This window comes from Dyella lipolytica (genome assembly GCF_030160075.1).
GTDB lineage: Bacteria > Pseudomonadota > Gammaproteobacteria > Xanthomonadales > Rhodanobacteraceae > Dyella_B > Dyella_B lipolytica.
Genome location: NZ_BSNQ01000003.1, coordinates 1,190,325 through 1,213,882, shown reverse-complemented (window position 1 = coordinate 1,213,882; position 23,558 = coordinate 1,190,325). Strand labels below are relative to the sequence as shown.

Below are 23,558 nucleotides of genomic sequence, written 5' to 3'. Positions count from 1 at the left end.
AAGCAGGCTAGACTGCCGCTTTGCCACACCCGGAGCCGCTATGCCCTTGTCGCCTTTGTCCTTGCGCCTGATCGGGTGCTGCGCCTTGTTGACGTTCGTCTCGGTTGTGCCGGCATCGCCGGCTCCGGTCGATCCGGAAGCGGCATCGGTGGTGGCACCGCTCAACCTGCCGCCGATGCTGCAGGACTTTGATGCCTATGCGGACAGCACGCGCAAGACCTTCAACGTGCCTGGCATCGCGGTGGCGATCGTCAAGGACGGCAAGGTCGTCTTCGAGCAGGGCTATGGTTTGCGCGAAGCCGGCAAGCCGGAGAAAGTGGACGCGCATACGCTGTTCGCGATCGCTTCCAATACCAAGGCCTTCACCGCCACCGCGCTGCAGATGCTGGCCGAGCAGGGCAAGGTGGATATGGATAGTCGAGTGACCGACTATCTGCCGTGGTTCCGCATGTCCGATCCGTACGTGACGCACGAGATGCGCGTGCGCGACCTGCTGGCTCACCGCAGCGGCCTCAGCCTGGGTGCGGGCGATCTGCTGTATTGGCCGCCGACCAGCTACACCACCAAGGAAGTCGTCGAGCGCCTTGGCAACGTACCGCTGACCAACGGCTTCCGCAGCCACTACGCGTACGACAACATTCTGTTCGCAGTGGCTACGCTGATTATCGAGAAAGCGTCCGGTCAGTCCTACGCGAATTACATCCGCGAGCACATCTTCAAACCGGTCGGCATGAACGAGTCGCTGATCGACATGACCTATCTCAAGCCCGGCATGGACTACGCCACGGGTCATGCGCTATCCGATTTCAAGAATCTGCAGCCCGTACCGCCGATGGCGTGGCTCAACGACCCCGGTGCCGGCGGCATCTATGCCAGTGTGCATGACCTTGCCAAGTGGATGAACGTGCAGCTGGCCGGCGGCGCACTGCCCACGGCAAGCGCAGATGGCAAGTCACGCCAGTTGTTCTCGCAAGACAGCCAGAACCAGATGTGGACGATGCTGACGCCGATTCCGGTCAGCAAGCCGCCGATTCCGGAGCTGCAACCGTTGATGCCGAACTTCTCCGGTTACGGCGAAGGCTGGTTCCTTAGCGATTACCACGGCGAGAAACTCGTGTGGCACACCGGCGGCTGGCCGGGCATGGTGTCGCGCGTCACCCTGGTGCCGGGTCTGAAGCTTGGCGTGGTAGTGCTCACCAACCAGGAATCGGGGGCGGCGTTCAATGCCATTACTTATCGCGTGCTCGATGCCTATCTCAACTCCGGCACGAAGACGGATTGGGTAAGCGTGTACGACAAGGCGGTGAAGCATGCGCATAGCGATGCCGACGAAAGCTGGAGCAAGCATGAGGCTGCGCGCAATGCCGACAGCAAACCGTCATTGCCACTCGCGAGTTATGCCGGTATGTATCGCGATCCGTGGTACGGCGACATTGCCATCAGCGACGAAGGCGGCACGTTGCGCCTGCGCTTCAGCAAGACCAAGCAGTTGATCGGCACCATGACACCGTGGCAGCACGACACCTTTATCGTGCGTTGGGACGACCGTGCGTTGAATGCAGATGCGTTCGTAAACTTCGCCTTGGATGTGGATGGTCATGTGCGTGAAGTGCGGATGCAACCCATATCGCCGCTGACCGATTTCAGTTTCGATTTTCAGGATTTGCGGCTGGTGCCGTTGAGCGATGCAACGGCTGCGAAATAGCAGCTAGGTGGGGACTCGCAAGAGCATCCTTTGATCCATCAGGAGAAAATCATGCGTCATCGTCAGTTAGCCCTGACTGCGTTACTTGGCCTCGGCCTGCTGGCAGGCACCTACGCCTGGGCACGGCAGGATGTGCAGAGCGTTCCCACGCACCGATTCTTTCATGTGCAACTGGGTGCAGGTGAAACGCAGCCCCTATCCGGTCGACTGCTGCTGTTCGCGATGGATGCCGCAGCCGCGCAGGCGCAATCCAAAGACGGCACGGTGACGGAGATCGACGCGAACCCTTTCCGCGCCACGCAGACGTCCATTGCAGCAGAAGATGTCGCCAGGCTGACGCCTGGGCAAATGATCGATATCGATGCGGACAGCTTGGCTTTCCCAAGCGAATGGTCGAAGTTGCCGCCTGGCGACTACATGGTGCAGGCCGTGCTCGATGTGCACAACAACTACAACTACGTAGGCCGCGATGCCGGCGATCTGGTCAGCGAAGTGGTGAAAGTGCATTTGCCGAGCAGCGATATACCGACACTGACGCTCGACAAGACGCTGCCCAGCGAGGATCCCTGGACGCTGCCGGATTCAGCGCCGGCGGCATCGCGCAAAGCCATGGCCGATGCACGCCAGCATTCGCAGCTGATCGACTTCACCAGCCCGGTACTGTCGGCATTCTGGGGGCGTCCGATCGCGATGCGCGGACGCGTGCTGTTGCCGCCCGGTTACGACACATCGGCGAAACAGCATTACCCCACGGTGTATTACACACAGGGTTTCGGCGGCAACAACGATCGTGTCGTGCGCGCGGTGGCACGCGTCGATGCCGCGATGGCGAGCGGCGAGATGCCGCCGATGATCTGGGTGTTCCTCGACGAATCCAGTCCCACCGGCACGCACGAGTTTGCCGATTCGGTGAATAACGGGCCGTGGGGGCAGGCGCTGATCACGGAGCTGATTCCCTATCTGGAATCGCATTACCGGATGGACGCCGATGTGAACGGCCGTTTCCTCAACGGTCATTCCTCCGGCGGCTGGGCCACGCTCTGGTTGCAGACGCGTTACCCGAAGATCTTCGGCGGCACTTGGTCGACCTCGCCCGATCCCAGCGACTTCCACGATTTCACGGGTCCGGACCTGTATGCGCCGCACGCGAATGTGTATCGCAAACCGGATGGCACACCGTGGCCGCTGGTGCGCGACAAGGGCAAGGTGCTGGGAACATTCGAACAGTTTGCAAAGATGGAGCGCGTGCTGGGGCCGTACGGCGGGCAGCTGGCGTCGTTCGACTGGGTGTTCTCGCCGCGTGGCAAGGATGGACGGCCTGAGCAGATGTTCAATCGCGATACGGGCGACGTCGATCCGGCTGTGGTGACTTACTGGCGCGATCATTACGACATCGCTTACAGGCTGCAGCACAATTGGCCGGCGCTGAAGCCGGATCTGGACGGCAAGATCCATCTCTACGTCGGAACAGCCGATACCTTCTATCTCGATGGTGCGGCGCATCGCTTGAAGGCGGTGCTGGATGGTTTGAACGCCCACGCCGATGTCCGCTTCCTCCCGGGTCGGACCCATATGGACTTGTACGTACAGGGCAACGATCCATACGGTCTGCTGAAACAGATCAGCTGGGCCATGTATGCCGTAGCCCGACCGGATTCCAAGCCGAAACCAAATGTGAACCAGCTGCCGTAACTCCGTAAGATTTTGTAGGCCGGCACGCCTGCCGGTGACTTTTTCAGGCATAGTTGCCAGCGCAAGCGCTGTAGGCACATGGCGCTTGGGCGTGTCGTTTCATGCTGAAACGACACTGCGGGAACACCGTTCATCTAGGGCGGCGCGCTTCCTGTATCGAGGCTTTTCATGTCGGAGGGAATCACGATGAAATCGTTCGGGTTGATCGCAGTACTGGCGGCCGCAGTGATGGCTGCCCCGGGTGTGTATGCACAGGCCGCCGCACCGGCTGCAGGTGGTATGACGGTGCAGTGCAAAGACGGTACGTCAGTCACTGTCACGTCGATGAGAGGTGCTTGCCACGGGCACAAGGGCGTGGACAAGTCGGCAAGCGGCAGCTCCAGTGCCGGCACCAGCACGAAGGCCTCCACGGCCGCCGCCGCTGCCGCACCGGCCGCAGCAACTGCACCCGCTGCTGCCCCCACAGCAACGAAGTCGAGCATGTCGTCGAAGTCGATGCCAGCGACCGAGCCGGCCGCGGGTGGTGGCGCCGGGCAGGTGTGGGTCAATACCGGTTCCAAGAGCAAGGCCTACCACTGCGAAGGTGGCAAGTGGTACGGCAAGACCAAAGCAGGCAAGTACATGAGTGCGGCGGACGCGCAGGCAGCGGGTTATCACGCCGCCAAAGACGGCAACTGCAAGTAATCCAACGTAGCTTGTAGAGTTCCGACAACGGGCCGGTTTATACCGGCCCGTTTTTTTACATCACGGAATGTGCCACGGGTCGTAGCTGCCAAAGCTCCAAAGATGGCCTTGCGGATCGCGGCAAGCGTAACCGGCGCCGCCGTAATCTTTTTCGGCGTATTCCTCGACGATCACGGCGCCGGCTGCCTTGGCTCTTTCATAATGCGCCTTGCAGTCGGCGACGATCACATAGGCACATTGTGTCTCGCGACCCTGGATTTCGTCGGGTTGCGCCATGTGCCTGCCGAAACCGTCATGACGGGCATCGCCGAGCATCACCATGCCGCCACCATAGACAAGCTGGGCATGCATGACGTGGCCCTGATCATTCTCGTAGACCGCCTGCTTCTCGAAACCGAATGCTTTGCACAGCCAGTCGATGGCGGCGTGCGCGTCGCGATAGCGCAAGCCGGGAATAATCGTGCTGCCGATGGCTGCCTTGTTCATGGCGCTAGTGTCTGGTTGGGAAGGTTTTCAGAGCCTAATGCGCTACCACGATGACGTCTTGTAGATTTTTCCGAGCCGCTTAGTCGAGCGGTATGTGATTGGGGTAGGGTCCGCGCATGGCCGCGAATTGGGACGGCGTAATGCCTGCGAAGCGCCGGAATTCATGGCTGAGATGCGCCTGATCGCAATAGCCGCCGTCGACAGCGATGCGGCTCCAGTCCGGTTGTGCATTCGGATGGGCCATGCTCACCACGGCGCGGAAGCGCATCAGGCGTGCGTATTGCTTGGCAGTCATGCCCACGTGGCGGCGAAACAGCAGGCCAAAACGATGCGCCGAATAGCCGCTGTCGCGCTGCAATCTGCCGATGCTGGGCACTTCCGGTACGCAACCCAGGTGAGCGATGGCGTGCAGGACCACCGCGTCCGGCGACGGATCATCCGACCACGTGCGCAACCATTGCTCCAGCAATTCCAGACGCTGCCGCGGACTTGTCGTCTCGAGCAGGCGTTGCCGCAGTCGACGGGCGTTGGCACCGAATAGATCGTCGAGATTGATATCGCGTTTGCCGAGCTCTTCCGCATCGAGGCCGATCAAGGCATGCACGCCACCGGGTCGAAAAACCACACCCATCACACGCACTTGTTCGGCGGTATCGATGATCCAGCTTTGCCGGTATGGGCCGCCGATCACGCTGCCCGATGCGCGAAGACATAGCCGCGTTTCATCATCCTGGTAAACGCGCGTTTCGTCTTCGAGCAGATTGATGACGAGCCCCGCAGCGGGGCTCGGCAGAATGCGTTCGTAGCGGAATTCGCCGGCTGGCATGTCCCAGTCCCAGATCGCCTCGATCACGGAGGCGAGCGGTGGGGAAGGGACGATGCACAGGAAGCTCACGACTATTGTCCAGGTGCGGCCGGACTGTCTTCGCCCAGCGGGCCGAGGTTGCGCACGATCATGCTCTGCGGCGTCGACAACGGCAACTGCGCCTTGGCCAGGCGCGCGAGAATGTCGAATAACAGGTCGCTCTTTACCGCAGACGCTTCACGCGGACTGTGGACGTACGCTACGCCGGTGAAAGTCATCGCCGTATTGTTGATGTCGTCCAGCGTGACCGCCGGTGATGGCGTGGCCAAAGTTGCGGTGTTGGCGTTCAGCGCCTCCATCATGATCTCGCGCATCTTCGCCGCATCCGTATCGAGCGGCATCGGCAGGCTTAGCTTCACGCGACCCAGCGCATTGCCGTGCGTGACGTTGCGCAGGTTCTGAGTGATGAACTGCGAGTTGGGCACGATCATGGTGGAGCGATCGCTCAACTGGATCTCGGTGGCGCGCACATTGATGCGGCGGATATCGCCTTCAACGCCGGGCATGCTTACCCAGTCGCCCACCTTGACCGGTTGCTCGGCCAGCAGGATCAGGCCGGAAATGAAATTCGACACAATCGCCTGCAGACCGAAGCCGATGCCGACCGACAGTGCGCTGGCGATCCAAGTCAGGCTTTGCAGACTCACATCGGCGGTTTTTAGCGCCAATGCAAATACGATCACCACGGCTACGTAATTCAGCAGCGTGACGATGGAGTTCTGCATGCCCTTATCGAGCGTGGTCTTGGGCAGCAGCTGTTCGGCCAGCCAGCGTTTGATGATGCGCACCAAAAACATGCCAGCCACGAACACTGCCAGCGCGTTGAGTACCGCGCCGGGCTTGATCGTCAGCTGGCCGACGGTCAAGCCAGTGAAGACGGTGCCGATGTGCGAAAACAGATCCTGCGGACCGCCGCCGAACGGCATCAGCAGTGTGCCTACGGCGACCAGCAACAAGAGTACGCGGACGGCGGCCGATAGGATCGTCGCCGCCTGTTCCAACGTGGTCGGCGCAACGCCGAAGGAAGACTGCAGCCGATGGCCGCTGCGCCCGTGCGGCGAAAGCAAGGTGTTGAAAAGATCGTGCTGCAGATGCGACAGCATATAAAGCGACGCCACGATCATGCCGATCCACAGCATCTGCCATGAAATGAAGAAGGCGAGCGCAACGTAACCGATGAAGACCGAAAGCCACGCGATGACCACACCTAGCGTCGCCAAACCAACGAGGGCGCCGACCCACAGCGGATGCTTGATGGGTTTATCGCTTTCATGTTGCAGCGTCTTTCGTATGCGCCTAACCCGTATCAGCGCAGCGCCTACCAGACCGGTGATCAACAGCGCGAGTACAGCACGCGTGCAGACAGTGGCCGGCAGGCTGGCGCCGGCCAGGTTGTTGAGGTGTTCGATCACCCCTAACAACAAGAAAGCGCCGCCCAACAGCCAGGGGAACCAGCGCATTTTGCTTGCGGTGATGTTCGCCAGCGCCGGCAGCCGCCACGAAGGATGATTGACCGCCAGCAACGCGCGTCCGAGTCCGGCGATGAACGCGGACAAAAACAGCGTGTGCACGATCGATTGCGCGAGCGTGTCCAGATCGTCGTCCAGCGTTCCGTTCCAGTTGAAGGCGAGATAGATCAGTCGCGCGGCCAGGCCGATCGACAAGGTCACCGTCAGGGTGAAGATCACCGCCAGCGCGCTGCGCCGGAAATGTCCATCGGGCATGTAGCGGCGAGCGAGGAATAGCATCAGGCGCTCAACCAGCCAGCGGCCGGGCACGATCAGCAGCAGCGCGCCGATCAGGCACAAGATCAGCGGCAGGCGATTTTCGGGTTGCCACGCAGCGCTGCCGCCTTCAAGTGCTAGACCTTTGATGCGCTTCAAACGCGCGGAGTCTTCGGGAAACGACTGCGCCAGGTTCGACCAGAAGCCGATGCTGAGCGGCGAGCCGGTACGCGTGGCGAGCTTGGTCTGAAACTGCTGGTTACGCGTTTCAACGACCTGCGTCGTCAGTTTGGCGGCATCCTGGCTGAGCAGTTGTGCCTGCTTGATCTCGCTATCCAGTTTGCCCTTGTCGCGTTCGAGTTGGTGCCGTTGCTGGCTGACGGCTGCCGTTTCCGGCGGAGCACCGGCAGACGGAACGGGGCCGAGTACCGTCAAGCGTGCCTGCACACCATCCATTTGCGGCGTCAGCGTTTCGACCCACTGATCGGCTTGCTGCTGCACCGTGCCGGCCTCGCTGCGCAAATCGTTCAGCGGTGCGTTGGTCGCATTGCTGCTCAGCGTCGTTTTGATGCTATCGAGCTGTTTGCTGAGGCTTATCAGCGCCTGGGCTGGATCTTGCGTGGAGCTTGCGCTGGCTGGTGCCGGCGCCGACGTGGGGTTCTGCGCATGGAGGGCCTGGGTGCCGAAGACGAATAGGCCCAGCGCGAGCGGCAGGATGAAAACCTTACGAAGGAAGATATGCATACCTTGCATGATCCAAGTGACGTGCCGGACGGTCAATTGTTCCTGCAAGGACTGGCTTTTCGAGGGTAGTTGGCATTCAGGTCGCGTACCTGCGCGAAGGAAACGTGACGAGCCGCCCCCTGTATATTGCCGGTTCGATCCCCATCTCTATGGCCCGACAACTGGACGACGCGCCATGATCTTCCGCTGGTTCGAATCCCTGATCGATGCCTTCAAGGAACCCGTCGACAGCATGCCGCCGCAGTCGGTGGGGGGCTTTTATGTGTTCTACCTGCGCCAGGTGTGGCCGGTGTTTGCCGCCGCGATCGTGGTGGGCTTTGGTGTGGCCCTGGTAGAAGTGTCGATGTTCGGCTTTATCGGCAACATCGTCGATATGGCCAAAGGGGTACCGGGCCAGGCTTTCTTCCAGATCCACGGCCGCGAATTGCTGTGGATGGGTTTTGTGGCGCTGGTGCTGCGCCCAGTCTTTATCGGGCTGCACGATCTGCTGGTGAATCAGGCGATCGTGCCGAATCTCACCAACCGCATCCGCTGGCAGAACCATCGATACGTGATCCGCCAGAGTCTGGGCTTTTTCCAGAACGATTACGCCGGACGTATCGCCAATCGCATCATGCAGACCGGCGCCTCGCTGCGTGAGTCGGCGGTGCAAATTGTCGATGCGATCTGGTACGTGGCTATCTACACCGGCAGCGCCATTGTGATGTTCGCCAAGGCCGATGTTTGGCTGGCTGCGCCGCTGGTGGTGTGGCTGTTCGCCTATGTCGGCACCTTATATTTCTTTATTCCACGCACACGGCAACGTTCGTGGTTGGCTTCGGAAGCGCGTTCCAAGTTGATGGGGCGCATCGTGGACGGGTACAGCAATGTGCTGACGCTCAAACTTTTCGCGCACACCCAGCGCGAAGAAGCTTATGTAGCCGAAGCCATGGCGGAGCAGACGGAAAAGCTGCGCGGTATGACCCGTCTCACCACGGCGATGGACGCCACCATCACCACGCTCAACGGTTTCCTGATCGTCGGCACGTCGGCGCTGGCGGTGTGGCTGTGGAGCGAAGGCAAGGTCACGGTCGGCGCGATCGCGCTTTCCACCGGCCTGGTGATTCGCATCAACAACATGTCCGGTTGGATCATGTGGGTGGTCAACGGCATTTTCGAGAACGTCGGCACCGTGCAGGACGGCCTCACCACCATCGCCCAACCGCGCGCCGTGCAGGATCGCGAAGGCGCGATGCCGTTGGAAGTCGTCCGCGGCGAAGTGCGCTTCGACGACATTCATTTCCATTACGGCAAGCAGGGTGGTGTGATCGCCGGCTTGAACATGGCCGTGCGGCCCGGCGAGAAGATCGGCTTGGTAGGTCCTTCCGGCGCCGGCAAATCCACGCTGGTGAACGTGCTGCTACGCCTGTATGACCTGGAAGGTGGCCATATTCGTATCGACGGCACCGACATTTCGCAGGTGACGCAGGAAAGCCTGCGCTCGCAGATCGGCGTGGTGACGCAGGATACGTCGCTGCTGCATCGCTCGGTGCGCGATAACTTGCTTTATGGTCGGCCTGATGCCAGCGAAGCGCAGTTGCTGGAAGCGATACGCAAGGCGCGTGCCGATGAATTCATTCCCAACCTGATCGATGGCGAAGAACGCCGTGGCCTCGACGCGCATGTAGGCGAGCGCGGCGTGAAGTTATCGGGTGGGCAACGTCAGCGCATCGCGATTGCGCGTGTGTTGCTGAAGGATGCGCCAATTCTTGTGCTGGACGAAGCTACTTCCGCACTGGATTCCGAAGTGGAAGCAGCTATTCAGGAGAGCCTGGAGTTGCTTATGGAAGGAAAGACGGTGATTGCGATTGCCCATCGGCTTTCCACCATTGCGCGAATGGATCGACTGGTGGTGATGGATAAGGGACTAGTCGTGGAAACAGGTACGCACGCAGAGTTGATCGCGCATGGCGGGTTGTATGCGCGCTTGTGGCAGCGGCAGACGGGTGGGTTTGTTGCTGCGGATGATGCGCTGGTGTGATTTTCTTTCCCCTCCCTCCAGCGGAGGGAAGGGAAAGACAGCAAACGGACGTGCGAGTATCCGATCAGGGAGCCGCAGGCTTTTTCCCCAAATGCCGAGATGCGTCGCGCGCCTCCCTCAATCTCCGGGCATGCGCCGCCAACAAATCGCCGCGCGTAATAATTCCAACCATCCGATGCGGTGCGTGCTGGCCAACCACGATCAGTCGACCGACATCTGTCTCGACCATATGATCGGCCGCTTCGCGCAGCGTGTGGTCCTCCCGCACAACCAACGGCGCGCGCTGCACCAGTGAACCCACCGTAACGTCATCGGCAAGCGAAGCGTCATACAGATGTCTACGCGTCACGACACCCCGTAGCGCTCCGTTGTCATCGACAACAGGAAAGCCTTGGTGCTTGGTTGATGTCCCCGGAGATGCCATCCACGCACGCGTTTCGGCAAGCGTCTGGCTAGCGCGCAAACTCACCACATTCCGGCTGCACGCATCCCGCACGTAAATCTGATCCAGATAGTCGGCAGCGTAGTCGGAAGGAACGCGCACACCGCGCCGCACGATCTTCTCCGTCATGATCGTATTGCGCATCATCAAACCGGAGATCAGATAGGCCGCAGCGCAAGCACCTAGCAACGGTAGCAATCCATGCGGCTGCTGGGTGGTCTCGAACGCGAACACCACCGAGGTGAGAAATGCTCGCGACGCGCCCGCGAAGATGGCGGCCATGCATACCAGTGCCGCCATATGCGGGTCGACTTGCAGCCACGGTGCCGATGTCGTCAGACCGAGGCCCAGCACACCACCCAAAGCACCGCCGATCGTGAAAAGCGGCGCAAGCGTACCGCCCGATGTACCGCTGCCCAGCGCCACCGACCACGACAGCAATTTCAGCAAGCAAAGCGCAAGCATGGTGCCAAGGCCGATCTGTCCGGCGAGTACCGCCGCAATGTTGGTGTACCCGACGCCAAGCGTCAGCGGCATGAAGTAACCGACGATGCCGACCACGATGCCACCCAGCGCAGGCCACCACATCCAGTGAATGGGCAGTTTCTCGAAAGCGTCTTCGATGGCATAGGTAAGGCGCGTGACGCCAACGCTGACTACACCGACAAGCAGGCCGAGCACGACGTAAGTCGCCAGCGCGGGCAGGGTAGGCGTAGCGATGTCCGGCATCGGAAACATCGCCTGGTTGCCTTCCAGCACGTAGCGGACACCAGTGCCGACGGTGGCCGCCAGCGCCACGGGAATCAAGGAACGTGCACGGCGCTCGAATAGCAGCAATTCGATAGCAAGCAGCACGGCGGAGATGGGTGCCGAGAACACCGCCGCCATGCCCGCCGCGGCGCCTGCCGCCAGCAATGTCTTGCGTTCGTCCGCGGTGACATGCATCAGCTGGGCGATCAGCGAACCGAGCGCGCCGCCGGTAGCGATGATCGGACCTTCGGCACCGAACGGTCCGCCGGTGCCGATGGCGATCGCCGACGACACCGGCTTCAGCCAGGTGATGCGCGGAGGAATACGGCTTTCGTTGAGCAGCACTTGCTCCATCGCTTCCGGAATGCCGTGACCACGAATGGCCCGCGAACCCCAGCGCGCCATCGCGCCGACGACCAAACCGCCGATCACCGGTACCGCGATGACCCACAAACCGAGATGGTTGCCGGCAGGACTGCTGAAGTCATAGCTCCAGCGCCCGTAAAAGGCCAAGTTCGTGAACAAACCGATGAGCCCCGTCAGCAGCTTGGCGACCAAGGCGACGGCTCCACCCAGCAACATGGCGACAAAACTGATCCAAAGAACGCGGCTGTCGAGCGGCCGGAACTGCCGCGGCATGTGTGCGGCGGCTAGGGTTGGATCCAAAGAAGGGGCAACGGGCAGCGATGCACGTGTGTGGGGCTCGGAGTTTTCCGTGTGCACTCTGTAGGTCCGCGCTGAAGGTCGCGCAAGGTTACTGGGATGGCGGCCGAGTAGCTGGCTGGAAAATGAATAGCGAAATCGGTCCGCTTTTTGGCGGAGTGAGGAGATGCTTGACTCTGGACCTTGATCCAGGGTCTAGACTTTGGCCATGAACACTCAAACGCCCTCCTTGACCATCGGCACCGTCGCCAAGCGCGCCGGCGTCCCCATCGACACCATTCGCTATTACGAGCGCGAAGGCTTGTTACCCGAACCGCTGCGACGTGCGTCGGGTTACCGCAGCTACAACGAAACGACGATCAGCAGGTTGCGCTTTATCCGCCGTGCCAAGGGTCTGGGTTTCACGCTGGAAGAAATCGGCGAGCTGTTGGCGCTATCGGCAGATCGGCATCGTGGCGTCAAAGCGGTGCGGCAACGTGCGCAGCAACGGCTTGCCAATATCGATGCGCGCATCGCCGAACTCACCCGCATTCGCCAGGGCTTGGAGCAATTGATCGAAGCTTGTCCCGGGCGCGGTGATCCGGAGCAATGTCCGATTCTGCGTGCCCTTGTCGACGATGAGCGGCAGGCATGAACGCGCACGGTACGTGCTGTCACGCCGCAGACAGCCAAGCGGGGACACCAACATTGCATGCGTTGCCGCCCCATGACGCAACACCGTTGGCGAAAGACCCGGTGTGCGGCATGACGGTCGATCCCGCCACCACGCCGCATCGCGCCGAATACGAAGGGCACACGTATTACTTCTGTGCCGCCGGTTGCGTGCAGAAATTCATCGCCAATGCTTCGGCGTATCTGCACGAGCATCGCGTTGTTGAAGCGATGGTGCCCGGTGCGACGTATACCTGTCCCATGCATCCGGAAGTCCAACAGGACGGCCCCGGCGACTGCCCCAAGTGCGGCATGGCGCTGGAGCCGATGATGCCGAGCCTGGAGGAAGACGATTCCGCCGAAACGAAGGCGATGCAGCGCCGCTTGTGGCTGCTGGCCGGACTTACGCTTCCGGTATTTCTGCTTGCGATGCTGCCTCATATGGGCATGCATCTACCAGCGGCGTGGACGGGTGCGGCGGGCTGGATCGAAGCGTTGCTGGCCACCGTGGTGGTGCTATGGGGCGGCGCGCCATTTTTTGCGCGTGGTTGGCGTTCGCTACGGCCATGGCAGCCTAATATGTATACGCTGATTGCCGTCGGCACCGGCGTGGCGTGGATCTACAGCACGCTGGCCTTCGTGTTGCCATCGATCTTTCCTCCGGGCTTTCGCGATATGCACGGACGTGTGGCGGTGTATTTCGAATCCGCCGCTGTCATTGTCACGTTGGTGACGTTGGGTGACTTTCTCGAATGGCGTGCCCGGCGGCGTACTGGTGAAGCCTTGAAGGCGTTGCTCGGTCTTGCTCCGAAGACGGCGCGACGATTGTCGGGTCACAACGAAGAACACGACGTGCCGCTGGACGCAGTGCAAGTAGGCGATGTGTTGCGTATTCGCCCAGGCGAAAAAGTGCCGGTAGACGGCGTGGTTCTGAGCGGCACGAGTCAGGTGGACGAATCGATGCTGACCGGTGAGCCGATGCCGGTGGCGAAAGAGCAGGGCGATGCGTTGACGGGCGGCACCGTCAATCGCGATGGCGCGTTGACCATGCGCGTGGAAAAGGTCGGCGCGTCAACCATGCTGGCGCAGATTGTCGCGCAGGTGGCGCACGCCCAGCGCAGCAAGGCGCCATTGCAGCGTGTGGCGGATCGCGTGGCCGCGTGGTTTGTGCCGGCCGTTATTGCCGTGGCCGCGCTGGCCTTCGCAGGCTGGGCATGGGTCGGACCAGACCCGCGCTTTGCGCATGCTCTGATCGCGGCGGTGTCGGTGCTTATCGTTGCCTGCCCGTGCGCGCTGGGCTTGGCTACACCGATTTCAATCATGGTTGCGAGCGGGCGTGGTGCGCAACAGGGCTTGCTGTTCAAGGATGCGGCGGCCATCGAGGCCATGCGGGACATCGACACGCTGGTGATGGACAAGACAGGCACGCTGACGGAAGGCAGGCCATCGCTGACATCCGTTGTGCCTCTAGGTAGTTACACCCGGAGCCAGTTGCTCGCGTTTGCGGCGAGTCTCGAGCGCTCGAGCGAACATCCGCTGGCAAAGGCCATCATGACGGCCGCGCAAGAGGAGCATGTTCACCTGCTCGATGCAGCTGATATTCACATCCTTGCCGGTGGCGGCGTAAGCGGGCACGTCTCGCAAAACAACATCGCCTTCGGCAATGAACGACTGATGGCAACGCTTGGTGTCGCTCTAGACCCGGATACGCTTGCGAAAGCCGATGTTCTTCGCGGCGAAGGCGCTACGGTCATGACGCTTGCGGTCGACGGCAAGCCGGTAGGTTTGTTCGCTGTCAGCGACCGCATTAAATCGGATACGCTCAGCGCGATCGTCGATCTCAAGGCCTCGGGTTTGCATATTGTGATGTTGACGGGCGACAACGCCATCACCGCGAGCAGCGTGGCGCGCGCGTTGGCGATCGACGAGGTACACGCCGATGTTTCTCCTGCCGGTAAGGCTGAAGTGATCGGCGCCTTGCGCAAGCAGGGACGGCGCGTAGCGATGGCGGGCGACGGCATCAACGACGCGCCGGCCTTGGCGGTTGCCGATATCGGTATCGCCATGGGGCAAGGTACGGACGTGGCGATGGAAAGCGCACAGCTGACCCTGGTGAAGGGACGCCTGAGCGGTATCTTGCACGCGCGGTCGCTGTCACAGGCAACCGTGCGCAATATCCGCCAGAACCTGTTTTTTGCCTTTATCTATAACGCATTGGGTGTACCGCTGGCGGCCGGCGCGCTGTATCCGCTGTTCGGTATGGTGTTGTCGCCGATGATCGCGGCGCTGGCGATGAGCCTGTCGTCGGTATCGGTGGTGGGCAACGCGTTACGCTTGCGTCGTGCCGCGTAGGCGTTGAACAAGATATTGAGCACCATGACACGAGCAGAGGCGTAATATTCCGTTTGCAGCCGTCGCACGAAGCGGCTGCGTGGTGATCATGTCGGCCGGGAGGCCAGTGCCATGTCACGAAGAGGACGGATCGTGTTGAGCGCTGCCCTATGTGCGGCATTGGCGCTGGTGTGGGCGCGTTCGACTGCCGAAGCGCCTGTCACGCCGTCGGACCCTGCATTTGTGGCGCGCATCGAGCTGACCGGTCCGATCGGTCCCGCGGCGGCGGAGTATGTCGACGGTGCGATCCAGCGAGCTACCGACGATGGTGCCAAGGCGATCGTGCTGCAACTGGATACGCCGGGTGGTCTGATCGAATCGATGCGCGACATCATCGCCCACATTCTTGCTGCAAAAGTGCCGGTGCTGGGCTATGTCGCACCGGCCGGGGCGCGCGCTGCGTCGGCGGGCACGTATATTCTTTACGCCTGTCCGATTGCTGCGATGGCACCGGCCACGCATCTGGGTGCGGCGACGCCGGTCGACCTTGGCGGGGGCACGCCGATGCCATCGCCGTTAGGCAACGGACTGCCGACCTCGAGTCGTTCGACGAACAAGACTGCGCCCGGCGCAGGCTCGCCTGAAGATGCCGAGTCAAACAAAGTGCTCAACGATGCGATTGCCACCATTCGCTCGCTGGCGCAGATGCATGGGCGCAATGCGGCATGGGCGGAACAAGCCGTACGCGGTGCGGCAACGTTGACCGCCAGCGAGGCCGCAACCCAGCATGTGATCGATTTCGTCGCACCGGATACCGCATCGCTGCTGGACCAGGCCGATGGCCGTGCAGTGCGAATGGGCGAGCAAACCGTCACGCTGACCTTGCGCAATCTGTCGGTGCGCGACTATCCGCCGAACTGGCGCGCGCGTTTTCTCGGCATCATTACCAATCCGACGATTGCTTATGTGCTGTTGCTGGCAGGTATCTACGGGCTGATTCTCGAGGCGTTTCATCCCGGCACGTTCTTCCCTGGCGTAGTCGGCGGAATCTGCCTGTTGATCGGTCTTTACGCGCTGCAGTTGCTGCCGGTGAGCTATGCCGGGTTGATTCTGATGGCGTTGGGCGTTGCGCTGCTGCTGGCAGAGACGTTCGTGCCTATGGCCGGTGTGCTTGGCGTGGGCGGTGTGATTGCCTTCGTGCTGGGTTCGATCATGTTGTTTCGTACCGACGTGCCCGGTTACACGGTGAACCTGGGCGTGATTGCCGGCATTGCATTCAGCGGGCTGGTGTTGCTCGGGTTGTTGCTACGGTTGGTGATGCGGGCAAGACGCGCGCGCGCCTTCAACGGCGACGAGCACATGCTGACTACCAAGGGTGAATTGCTGCAGGCGGTGACGGCCGGCGGCGAAAGTTGGGCGCGCATCGGCGGCGAACGCTGGCGCGTGCGAAGCGAGGCGGCGCTTCCCGCCGGTACGCCTGTGCGCGTGGTGAGTCGACAGGGGCTGTTGCTGCGGGTGACCGCTGCGCAGGCAGGCGAAGGAGAATCCTCATGATCGGTTTTACGGGCGTTATCGTGCTTGTCGTGATTGCGCTGTTGTTCTTGTCGATCAAAGTACTGCCGGAATACCAGCGCGGCGTCGTGCTGACGCTGGGTCGCTATACCGGCACCAAGGGACCGGGCCTGGTGATCCTGGTGCCGGTCGTGCAGCGGATGACGCGGGTGGATCTGCGCGTAACGGTGATGGATGTTCCGCCGCAGGATGTGATTTCCCGCGACAACGTGTCCGTACGCGTGAACGCGGTGGTGTATTTCCGCGTGATGGAGCCGGACAAGTCGGTGCTGCAAGTGGCGGACTTCTTCCAGGCCACCAGTCAGTTGTCGCAAACCCGCTTGCGCTCGGTGCTCGGTCAGCACGAGCTGGATGAGATCCTGTCGCAGCGAGAGTCGATCAATCACAGTCTGCAGCAGGTTTTGGACGAAGCGACCGATCCCTGGGGCATCAAGATCACCAACGTCGAGATCAAGGATGTCGACCTCAACGAAACGATGGTGCGCGCCATTGCGCGTCAGGCCGAGGCGGAGCGCGAGCGTCGCGCAAAAGTCATTCATGCGGACGGCGAGCTACAGGCGTCGGAGAAACTGCGCGATGCCGCCGCGATGCTGGCGCAGCAACCGCAGGCCTTGCAGCTGCGTTATCTGCAGACCTTGGCCAGCATGTCCAGCAGCGGTCAGTCCAGCACCATCGTGTTTCCACTGCCGTTGGATCTGATTAAGCCGCTGCTGGACAGAAACTCGTAGGTGACGCCTGTCAGATGCGACAGGTGACGCTCGCGTCTGCCGCGGCGATCGCCATGGATGGATGATTCCTCCCGCACCACAGGGGTGCGGGAGGACCAGCCATGAACGTCGTCAACGACACACGTAGTTCACTCGAAAAATACATGCCTTTACTCATCGGCCTGCTGGCTGCTTTCCTGGCGGGCAAGGTAATCAAGCGCACGTTCTGGACGGTGTTCGCGATGTACTGGGCGGTGCACGCGAGCGGGATGCATCTTTTCTAAAAGGGTTGTGCAAGGGCGTTGCTGCCCTTATGTTGCGCGGGCCTGTAGCCGGAGTCCCGCGTGAAGCCAATAACCCTCGCCGAGTGGCTGGATTATCAGCAGCACATCCACGCGCTGGGTGTCGATCTTGGGCTGGATCGGGTGCGTGCCGTCTGGCAACGCATGGGCTCGCCGACGCTGGCGCGTCGTGTGGTGACCGTGGGAGGTACCAACGGCAAGGGTTCCACGGTCGCTTTCCTTGAGGCCATGCTGACAGCAGCGGGGCAGCGGGTGGGTTGCTACACCTCGCCGCATCTGATGCATTACAACGAGCGTATCCGCATCGCCGGCGTCGATGCCGGTGATGAAGCCTTGATTGACAGCTTCAAGCGGATCGAGCTCGCCCGCGGCGAGACGTCGTTGACCTATTTCGAATTCGGCACGCTGGCGGCGTTCGATCTGTTTGCGCGCGCCGATCTCGATGTAGCTGTGCTGGAGGTTGGGCTTGGCGGCCGCCTCGATGCGGTCAACCTGATCGATGCCGACGCGGTGGTGATTACCACCGTGGATCTGGATCATGTCGAATGGCTGGGGCCGGATCGCGACAGCATCGGCCGCGAAAAGGCCGGCATTGCGCGCAGCAATCGGCCAGCGATTGTGGGCGAACTCGATCCGCCCCACGGATTGCTGGACGCGTTGGCTTTGTGCGGTGCTCATATCGAGCGAGCCGGAAACGATTTCCATGTCGAACGTGCGGCGCATGGCTGGCGCTGGCGGCATCGCGACGGCACCGCGCTGGCCTTGCCCGATCCCGAACTTGCGGCGCCGGTGCAATATGCCAACGCATCGGCGGCGATCGCTGCAGTTCATGCGCTGCAGGTGATCGACGCGTTCGAATTGGGACGCGTCGCCGCCGCAAGCATGCACCTGGCAAGTGTGCCTGCGCGTTTGCAGTCGCTGGGCGGCGACCCGGCTTTGATTGTCGATGTGGGACACAACCCGCAAGCGGCAAGGGCGCTGGCCGATTGGCTGGATGCCGAACCAGGCGGACGTGTCCATGCGGTGTACGGCGCGCTTTCCGATAAAGATGTCGGTGGCGTGATGACGGCGTTGGGGCCGCGCATCGCTCATTGGCATCTGGCCAGTCTGGATCAGGACACGCCGCGCGGCTTGCCGGCGGCGGTATTGGCGGGCGTGCTGCATCAAGTTCTACCGCGTGCGGGCTTTGACACCCATGTCGATGTGAAGCACGCGTTGGCCGCGGCGCGCGCGTCGGCCCGGCATGGTGAACGTATCCTGGCGTTCGGGTCGTTTTTCGTCGCTTCTGCGGTACTTGCGGAAGCGGCTGGCTGAATCGTCTGCACCGTTCTGTCATGTAGGGTGGCAGGGACAGGTATAATCGCCGCGTCATGCACAAGTTGGTTGTCTGGAGTCCATCTTGAACACACGCCTGTTGGGAGCTGCCGTCCTCGTTGCTCTGGCAATCCTATTCGTGCCGATGTTCTTCTCGGGCAAGCCGCCTTCGACGGGCACCGATCAATCGGTCAGCCTGGCCATTCCCCCGGCGCCCGACCGCGATCTGCAAACCAAGACCATGAGCTTGTCCGCCCAGGGCCCGGCAACGGGCGCCAGCGTGGCGCCGGCCACGTCGGTGGCCCCGAACGCGAACGGCATGGCTACGGTAAATATCGGCGATAGTCGTCCGCAGCCTTCGACGACTGCGGCGACGCCGGCGATTCCGACCCCGGTGCAGCAGCAACCTCAGCAACCCGCCATTCCCACCACGCCGCCGAAAACCGTGGCTGCCACTAGCCGCCCGGTCATCGCGCCGCCGCCTCCGGCAGCAGTGCCCACGCCGGCGCTGCCGCCAGCGACCGCAGCGCGCGGCATCTATGCCATCAACCTCAGTGCGTATGCCCCGGAAGGCGCCAATCGCCTGATGCAGCGTGTGCGTGCATTGGGCTATCCGGTACGTAGCGAGCCCATCCAGCGCGCCGGCAAGACGCTGACCCTGGTCAGCGCGGGACCGTTCGAAACGCGTGCAGCAGCTGAAGCGGCACGGCTGAGGATCAGCCAGTCGATACCCGGTGCCCCGGCCCGGCTTGAGAGTGGCGCCACCACGCTGCAAGGCGACCTGCCTGCACCCGTGGCAGCCGGTCCCGTACGGGCAGGTGCCTGGGCCGTGCAAGTGGCCGCCATGGGCAGCCAAGCCGATGCCGTAGCGTTGCGCGACAAGCTGCGCGCCAACGGTTTCGACGGTTTCGTGGATTCGGTGAACGCCGGAGGCAAGCAGCTGTGGCGCGTACGTGCCGGTCCGCAGACCCAGCGCAGCGATGCGGTGAGCCTGCGCGACCAGATCAAGGCCAAGCTCGGGCTCGACGGCAACGTTGTTAGCGCCAATTAACCGAATACACGGACCGGAAGCCAAACGATGAACGCGGTCGACCTCATCATCATCGCGGTGTTGGCGCTGTCGGTCCTTGTAGGACTCTGGCGCGGCCTCATATCCGAGGTACTGGCGCTGGCCACTTGGGTGGCGGCGTTCTGGGTGGCATGGACTTACGGCCCGGCGGTTTCGGCGCATTTCGATCGGACGATCGAAACGCCGCTACTGCGATTGCTGGTCGGCTATGGCCTCTGTTTTATCGCCGTCCTCATAGGCGGTGCGCTGATACGGTTCATGGTTCAGAAATTGGTGGATGGAACCGGACTGGGTGGCACGGATCGCTTGCTAGGCATGATTTTCGGTTTCGCGCGCGGCGTGTTGCTGGTGACCCTGGTGGTGTTTCTGGTCGGCCTGACATCCTTCGCGCGTGAGTCGATGTGGCAGCAGTCGACCTTGCTGCCGCAGTTCAAAAGTATGGCGGCGTGGCTGGAAAACGAAATGCCGCCGAACGTGCGCGAGCACCTGCATCCGGAGAACCTGCCGGTGCATCTGCCGAACCTACAGCACCTGCAAAATCAGCACTTGCAGAACATGTGGCCGGGCAGCTTGCCGGCGCACGGCACCACTTCCCCGGCTGCTGCTTCGAGCGCGGCCGACGCAACGCATCACAGTTAACAGGTAAAGCACCATGTGCGGAATCATCGGCATCGTCGGTACCACTGAAGTGGCATCGGCGCTTTATGACGGCCTCACCGTCCTGCAGCATCGCGGGCAGGACGCGGCCGGTATCGCGACCGTGGACGGCGCGCGACTGCGACTGCACAAGGACAACGGATTGGTGCGCGACGTGTTCACCCAGGCGGCAATGAGCCGCTTGCGCGGACGCATCGGTCTGGGCCATTGCCGTTACCCCACGGCAGGCTCGGAAGGGTCGTCAGAATCGCAACCGTTCTATGTGAACTCGCCCTACGGCATCGCCTTCGCACACAATGGCAACCTGGTGAACACCGAAACGCTGCGGCGCGAGATGTTCGAGGACGACCGCCGGCACATCAACACCGATTCGGATTCCGAAGTGCTGCTCAACGTGCTCGCGCACGAGTTGCAGATCCAGGACCGCATGGCGTTGACGCCGGACCATATCTTCAAGGCTGTGGCCGGCGTGCATGCGCGCGCGCGCGGCGGCTACGCCTGTGTGGCGCTGCTACTGGGCTACGGCTTGCTGGCCTTCCGCGATCCGAACGGCATCCGCCCGTTGGTGCTGGGTGAGCGCGTCACGGCGGAAGGTCGCGAATACGCCGTTACATCCGAATCCGTGGCGCTGGATATCCTTGGTTTCAAGCGCCTGCGTGACGTGGCGCCGGGCGAAGCCGTGTTCATCACCGACGACGGCCAGCTGCATACCCGCATGTGCGCCGATAGCGCGGTACACGCGCCGTGCATCTTCGAATACGTGTACCTGGCACGCCCCGATTCGATGATCGAGAACGTGTCGGTGTACAAGGCGCGTCTGCGCATGGGCCAGAAACTGGCCGAGAAAATTCTGCGCGAGCGGCCCGACCACGGCATCGATGCGGTCATCCCGATTCCCGACACCGCACGCACCGCCGCCAGCGCGCTGGCCGAAGTGCTGGGCGTGCCGTTCCGTGAAGGCTTCGTCAAGAACCGCTACATCGGCCGTACCTTCATCATGCCGGGGCAGGGCGAGCGCGTGAAATCGGTGCGTCGCAAGCTCAATCCGGTCGAGCTGGAGTTCCGCAAGAAGAACGTGCTGTTGGTAGACGACTCCATCGTGCGTGGCACCACCTCGCGCCAGATCATCCAGATGGCACGCGATGCCGGCGCTAAAAACGTGTATTTCGCGTCGGCCGCACCGCCGGTGCGTTATCCGAACGTGTACGGCATCGACATGCCCGCCGCCTCCGAGCTGGTGGCCGCCGGCCATACCGTCAAGGAAGTGGAGAAGATGCTCGGCGCCGACTGGTTGATCTACCAGGATCTGCAGGATCTGATCTGGGCCGTGCAGGATGGCAACGAGGAATTGAAGCACTTCGATACCTCGTGCTTCTCCGGCGAGTACATCACCGGTCTCGATCAGCAGTATCTGCAGCAGATCGAAATGCTGCGCTCGGATGACGCGAAGGCCGCACGCCGCAGCGCATGACACGCTTTTCCCTCTCCCCGCCGGGGAGAGGGTAGGGTGAGGGGCGGCACTGGCGACAAAAACCCATATGACCGACCTCCACGCCGCCGCGAAACGCTGCCTCGACGCACACGATCCTGTCGAGAAACTACGCCTCACGCATGCAGCATGGGCCGCGCTGCAATCCGCTGAGCTTCACCCAGATTCGGCGTCACCGGCACCGGAGCCTATCTGCTCACCAGGTCGCCCCGAACGCCCGCAACTTGTTCCGCAACGCCAGGTTCCGCATCGCGGTCTAGGTACGCCCGAGGGCCGCGCCGCGTTAGTGCATGCCGTTGCACATATCGAATTCAACGCCATCAATCTTGCATGGGATGCCGTCTACCGCTTTCGCGGCATGCCTGATACGTATTACAGCGATTGGGCTAGCTGCGCCAACGACGAAGCGCGTCACTTCGCCATGCTTTCCGAGCGACTGGGCGAATTCGGTCATCGCTATGGCGACTTCGATGCACACAACGGCTTATGGGAAATGGCTGAGAGAACCGCCCATCACGATACGGCGCGCATGGCGCTTGTTCCGCGAGTGCTGGAAGCGCGCGGGCTGGATGTGACTCCCGGCATGATCGAACGTCTGCGCGCCGTCGGCGACGAGCGCACCATCGCGATATTGGAAGTGATCTTGCGCGAAGAAGTTGCCCATGTAGCCGCCGGCACGCGTTGGTTTCGATGGTGTTGTGAGCGTGATGGATTAGCACCACGCGAAACGTTTCTTGATCTGCTTCGCGATTACATGGGGCGCAACTTGCGCGGGCCGTTTAACCGGCAAGCGCGGCTGCTGGCAGGATTCGACGAAGACGAGCTGGATCAGCTGACCGCGTTGGCGCTTGCAAGTTGATAAAGCCGGCGCCGTCTATGGCGCCTACCCACGTGCCCGCAGGGAGATAGGCTTTATTGCACAGGCTTACGGAACGTGTAGATGAATTTATCCGTCTTGCCTTTGATCGCTGGATTGAAAATAGCGAGCGTGTGATCGTCCGCGGGATTGCGCAAAACATCGCTCTCGCTGACAAACTGAAACCCGGCCGCGGTCACTTCCGCTTTCACAGCAGCAGGATCGATCCGGTGCAGATCGTTGGTTTTGGAAACACCGGTGCCCGCTGCTGCAGCGTGATCCAGCACGATATAGAGGCCGCCCGGTTTCAAGGCGTCGTAAATCGCCTTGTTGATGCGCGCCACGTCGGGCGATCCCATGAACGGGTCGTGCAGATCGTGGTAGTTCTGCGATGTCCACACCATATCCAAGCCCTGCGGTAACGAAAGCGCCGCTATCGGTTGCAGCGGCAGCACGGTCACGTTCGGAAAGGCGGCCGCGCTTGTAAGGCTGCGCAGGCTCTTCAGGCGTTGCGGCGCGACCTTATCCATTTCCGTCGGCTGAAGTGCATACACCGTGCCGTGCGGACCGACCAACTTGCTGAAGAGACGCGTGTAATAACCGTTGCCCGGCATCAGGTCCACGACCTTGTCGCCAGCCCCGATGTTTATATAGCCCAGTACTTGAATGGGCTTGCGGTTTACATCTTGCGCCCGGTCTTCCGCCGGCCGTGCCGGGTTCGCCACCGCCAGCGCCACAAATGAAGGAACGGCTTGCACCGGCTTTGCCGGTAAAGCTGCAAATATGACAAGCGTGGCGGCAGCCGCGAACAAACCGTGGAGTTTCATGATGGGTC

The 23,558-nt window shown here is 61.7% G+C and carries 19 protein-coding genes; 14 read left to right on the top strand and 5 right to left on the bottom strand.

The annotated features are described in order from the left end of the window. Positions 1–40: 40 nt before the first annotated feature. From QQL64_RS06805 to QQL64_RS06795, 3 genes are all read left to right on the top strand, one after another. Positions 41–1,705, top strand: coding sequence for a serine hydrolase (locus tag QQL64_RS06805; protein WP_284397419.1), 1,665 nt, complete (start codon positions 41–43; stop codon positions 1,703–1,705). 51 nt (positions 1,706–1,756) lie between these two features. Then, on the top strand, positions 1,757–3,397 hold the full coding sequence (locus QQL64_RS06800; RefSeq protein WP_284397416.1) for an alpha/beta hydrolase: 1,641 nt from the start codon (positions 1,757–1,759) through the stop codon (positions 3,395–3,397). A 186-nt stretch (positions 3,398–3,583) separates the two neighbouring features. After that, positions 3,584–4,081: a hypothetical protein gene (locus tag QQL64_RS06795; RefSeq protein ID WP_284397413.1), complete on the top strand. Its 498-nt coding sequence runs from the start codon at positions 3,584–3,586 to the stop codon at positions 4,079–4,081. A gap of 60 nt (positions 4,082–4,141) precedes the next feature. Here QQL64_RS06795 and QQL64_RS06790 read toward each other — a convergent pair whose 3' ends face one another. From QQL64_RS06790 to QQL64_RS06780, 3 genes are all read right to left on the bottom strand, one after another. Then, positions 4,142–4,567 (bottom strand): VOC family protein, encoded by a 426-nt coding sequence (locus QQL64_RS06790; protein ID WP_284397410.1) that lies wholly within the window; start codon positions 4,565–4,567, stop codon positions 4,142–4,144. Positions 4,568–4,646: 79 nt separating this feature from the next. Next, positions 4,647–5,462, bottom strand: a complete 816-nt coding sequence (locus tag QQL64_RS06785; protein ID WP_284397407.1) for a helix-turn-helix domain-containing protein — start codon at positions 5,460–5,462, stop codon at positions 4,647–4,649. A gap of 2 nt (positions 5,463–5,464) precedes the next feature. Continuing rightward, positions 5,465–7,900 carry a DUF3772 domain-containing protein gene (locus QQL64_RS06780; protein WP_284397402.1) on the bottom strand — a complete coding sequence of 812 codons (2,436 nt, stop codon included), beginning with the start codon at positions 7,898–7,900 and terminating at the stop codon, positions 5,465–5,467. 178 nt (positions 7,901–8,078) lie between these two features. Between QQL64_RS06780 and QQL64_RS06775 the strand changes: the two genes are divergently transcribed. Next, a complete protein-coding gene (locus QQL64_RS06775) occupies positions 8,079–9,920 on the top strand; it encodes an ABC transporter ATP-binding protein (RefSeq protein ID WP_284399685.1) in 1,842 nt (613 codons plus the stop codon). 64 nt (positions 9,921–9,984) lie between these two features. Here QQL64_RS06775 and QQL64_RS06770 read toward each other — a convergent pair whose 3' ends face one another. Next, a complete protein-coding gene (locus tag QQL64_RS06770; protein ID WP_284397399.1) occupies positions 9,985–11,751 on the bottom strand; it encodes a chloride channel protein in 1,767 nt (588 codons plus the stop codon). A 232-nt stretch (positions 11,752–11,983) separates the two neighbouring features. On the opposite strand from QQL64_RS06770, the gene QQL64_RS06765 reads away from it, so the two are divergent. The 10 genes from QQL64_RS06765 (at position 11,984) to QQL64_RS06720 (ending at position 22,726) form a co-directional block, all read left to right on the top strand. After that, positions 11,984–12,409: a MerR family DNA-binding protein gene (locus QQL64_RS06765; protein WP_284397397.1), complete on the top strand. Its 426-nt coding sequence runs from the start codon at positions 11,984–11,986 to the stop codon at positions 12,407–12,409. After that, positions 12,406–14,778, top strand: a complete 2,373-nt coding sequence (locus QQL64_RS06760; RefSeq protein ID WP_284397396.1) for a heavy metal translocating P-type ATPase — start codon at positions 12,406–12,408, stop codon at positions 14,776–14,778. Before QQL64_RS06765 ends, QQL64_RS06760 begins: the two co-directional genes overlap by 4 nt. A gap of 111 nt (positions 14,779–14,889) precedes the next feature. Further along, entirely contained in the window at positions 14,890–16,311 is a 1,422-nt protein-coding gene (locus tag QQL64_RS06755; RefSeq protein WP_284397392.1) for an NfeD family protein, read from the top strand. Beyond that, positions 16,308–17,057, top strand: a complete 750-nt coding sequence (locus QQL64_RS06750; protein ID WP_284397389.1) for a slipin family protein — start codon at positions 16,308–16,310, stop codon at positions 17,055–17,057. The genes QQL64_RS06755 and QQL64_RS06750 overlap by 4 nt, the downstream gene beginning before the upstream one ends. 101 nt (positions 17,058–17,158) lie before the next feature. Beyond that, positions 17,159–17,320: a hypothetical protein gene (locus QQL64_RS06745; protein WP_284397386.1), complete on the top strand. Its 162-nt coding sequence runs from the start codon at positions 17,159–17,161 to the stop codon at positions 17,318–17,320. Between the two features lie 60 nt (positions 17,321–17,380). Further along, positions 17,381–18,652: a bifunctional tetrahydrofolate synthase/dihydrofolate synthase gene (gene folC, locus QQL64_RS06740; protein ID WP_284397384.1), complete on the top strand. Its 1,272-nt coding sequence runs from the start codon at positions 17,381–17,383 to the stop codon at positions 18,650–18,652. Positions 18,653–18,737: 85 nt separating this feature from the next. Next, positions 18,738–19,703: an SPOR domain-containing protein gene (locus QQL64_RS06735; RefSeq protein ID WP_284397381.1), complete on the top strand. Its 966-nt coding sequence runs from the start codon at positions 18,738–18,740 to the stop codon at positions 19,701–19,703. 27 nt (positions 19,704–19,730) lie between these two features. Further along, positions 19,731–20,360: a CvpA family protein gene (locus QQL64_RS06730; RefSeq protein WP_284397379.1), complete on the top strand. Its 630-nt coding sequence runs from the start codon at positions 19,731–19,733 to the stop codon at positions 20,358–20,360. A 13-nt stretch (positions 20,361–20,373) separates the two neighbouring features. Next, entirely contained in the window at positions 20,374–21,849 is a 1,476-nt protein-coding gene (gene purF / locus QQL64_RS06725) for an amidophosphoribosyltransferase (RefSeq protein WP_284397377.1), read from the top strand. Between the two features lie 67 nt (positions 21,850–21,916). After that, a complete protein-coding gene (locus QQL64_RS06720; protein WP_284397374.1) occupies positions 21,917–22,726 on the top strand; it encodes a ferritin-like domain-containing protein in 810 nt (269 codons plus the stop codon). Between the two features lie 53 nt (positions 22,727–22,779). Here QQL64_RS06720 and QQL64_RS06715 read toward each other — a convergent pair whose 3' ends face one another. Beyond that, positions 22,780–23,550, bottom strand: a complete 771-nt coding sequence (locus QQL64_RS06715; RefSeq protein WP_284397370.1) for a class I SAM-dependent methyltransferase — start codon at positions 23,548–23,550, stop codon at positions 22,780–22,782. Positions 23,551–23,558 lie beyond the last annotated feature (8 nt).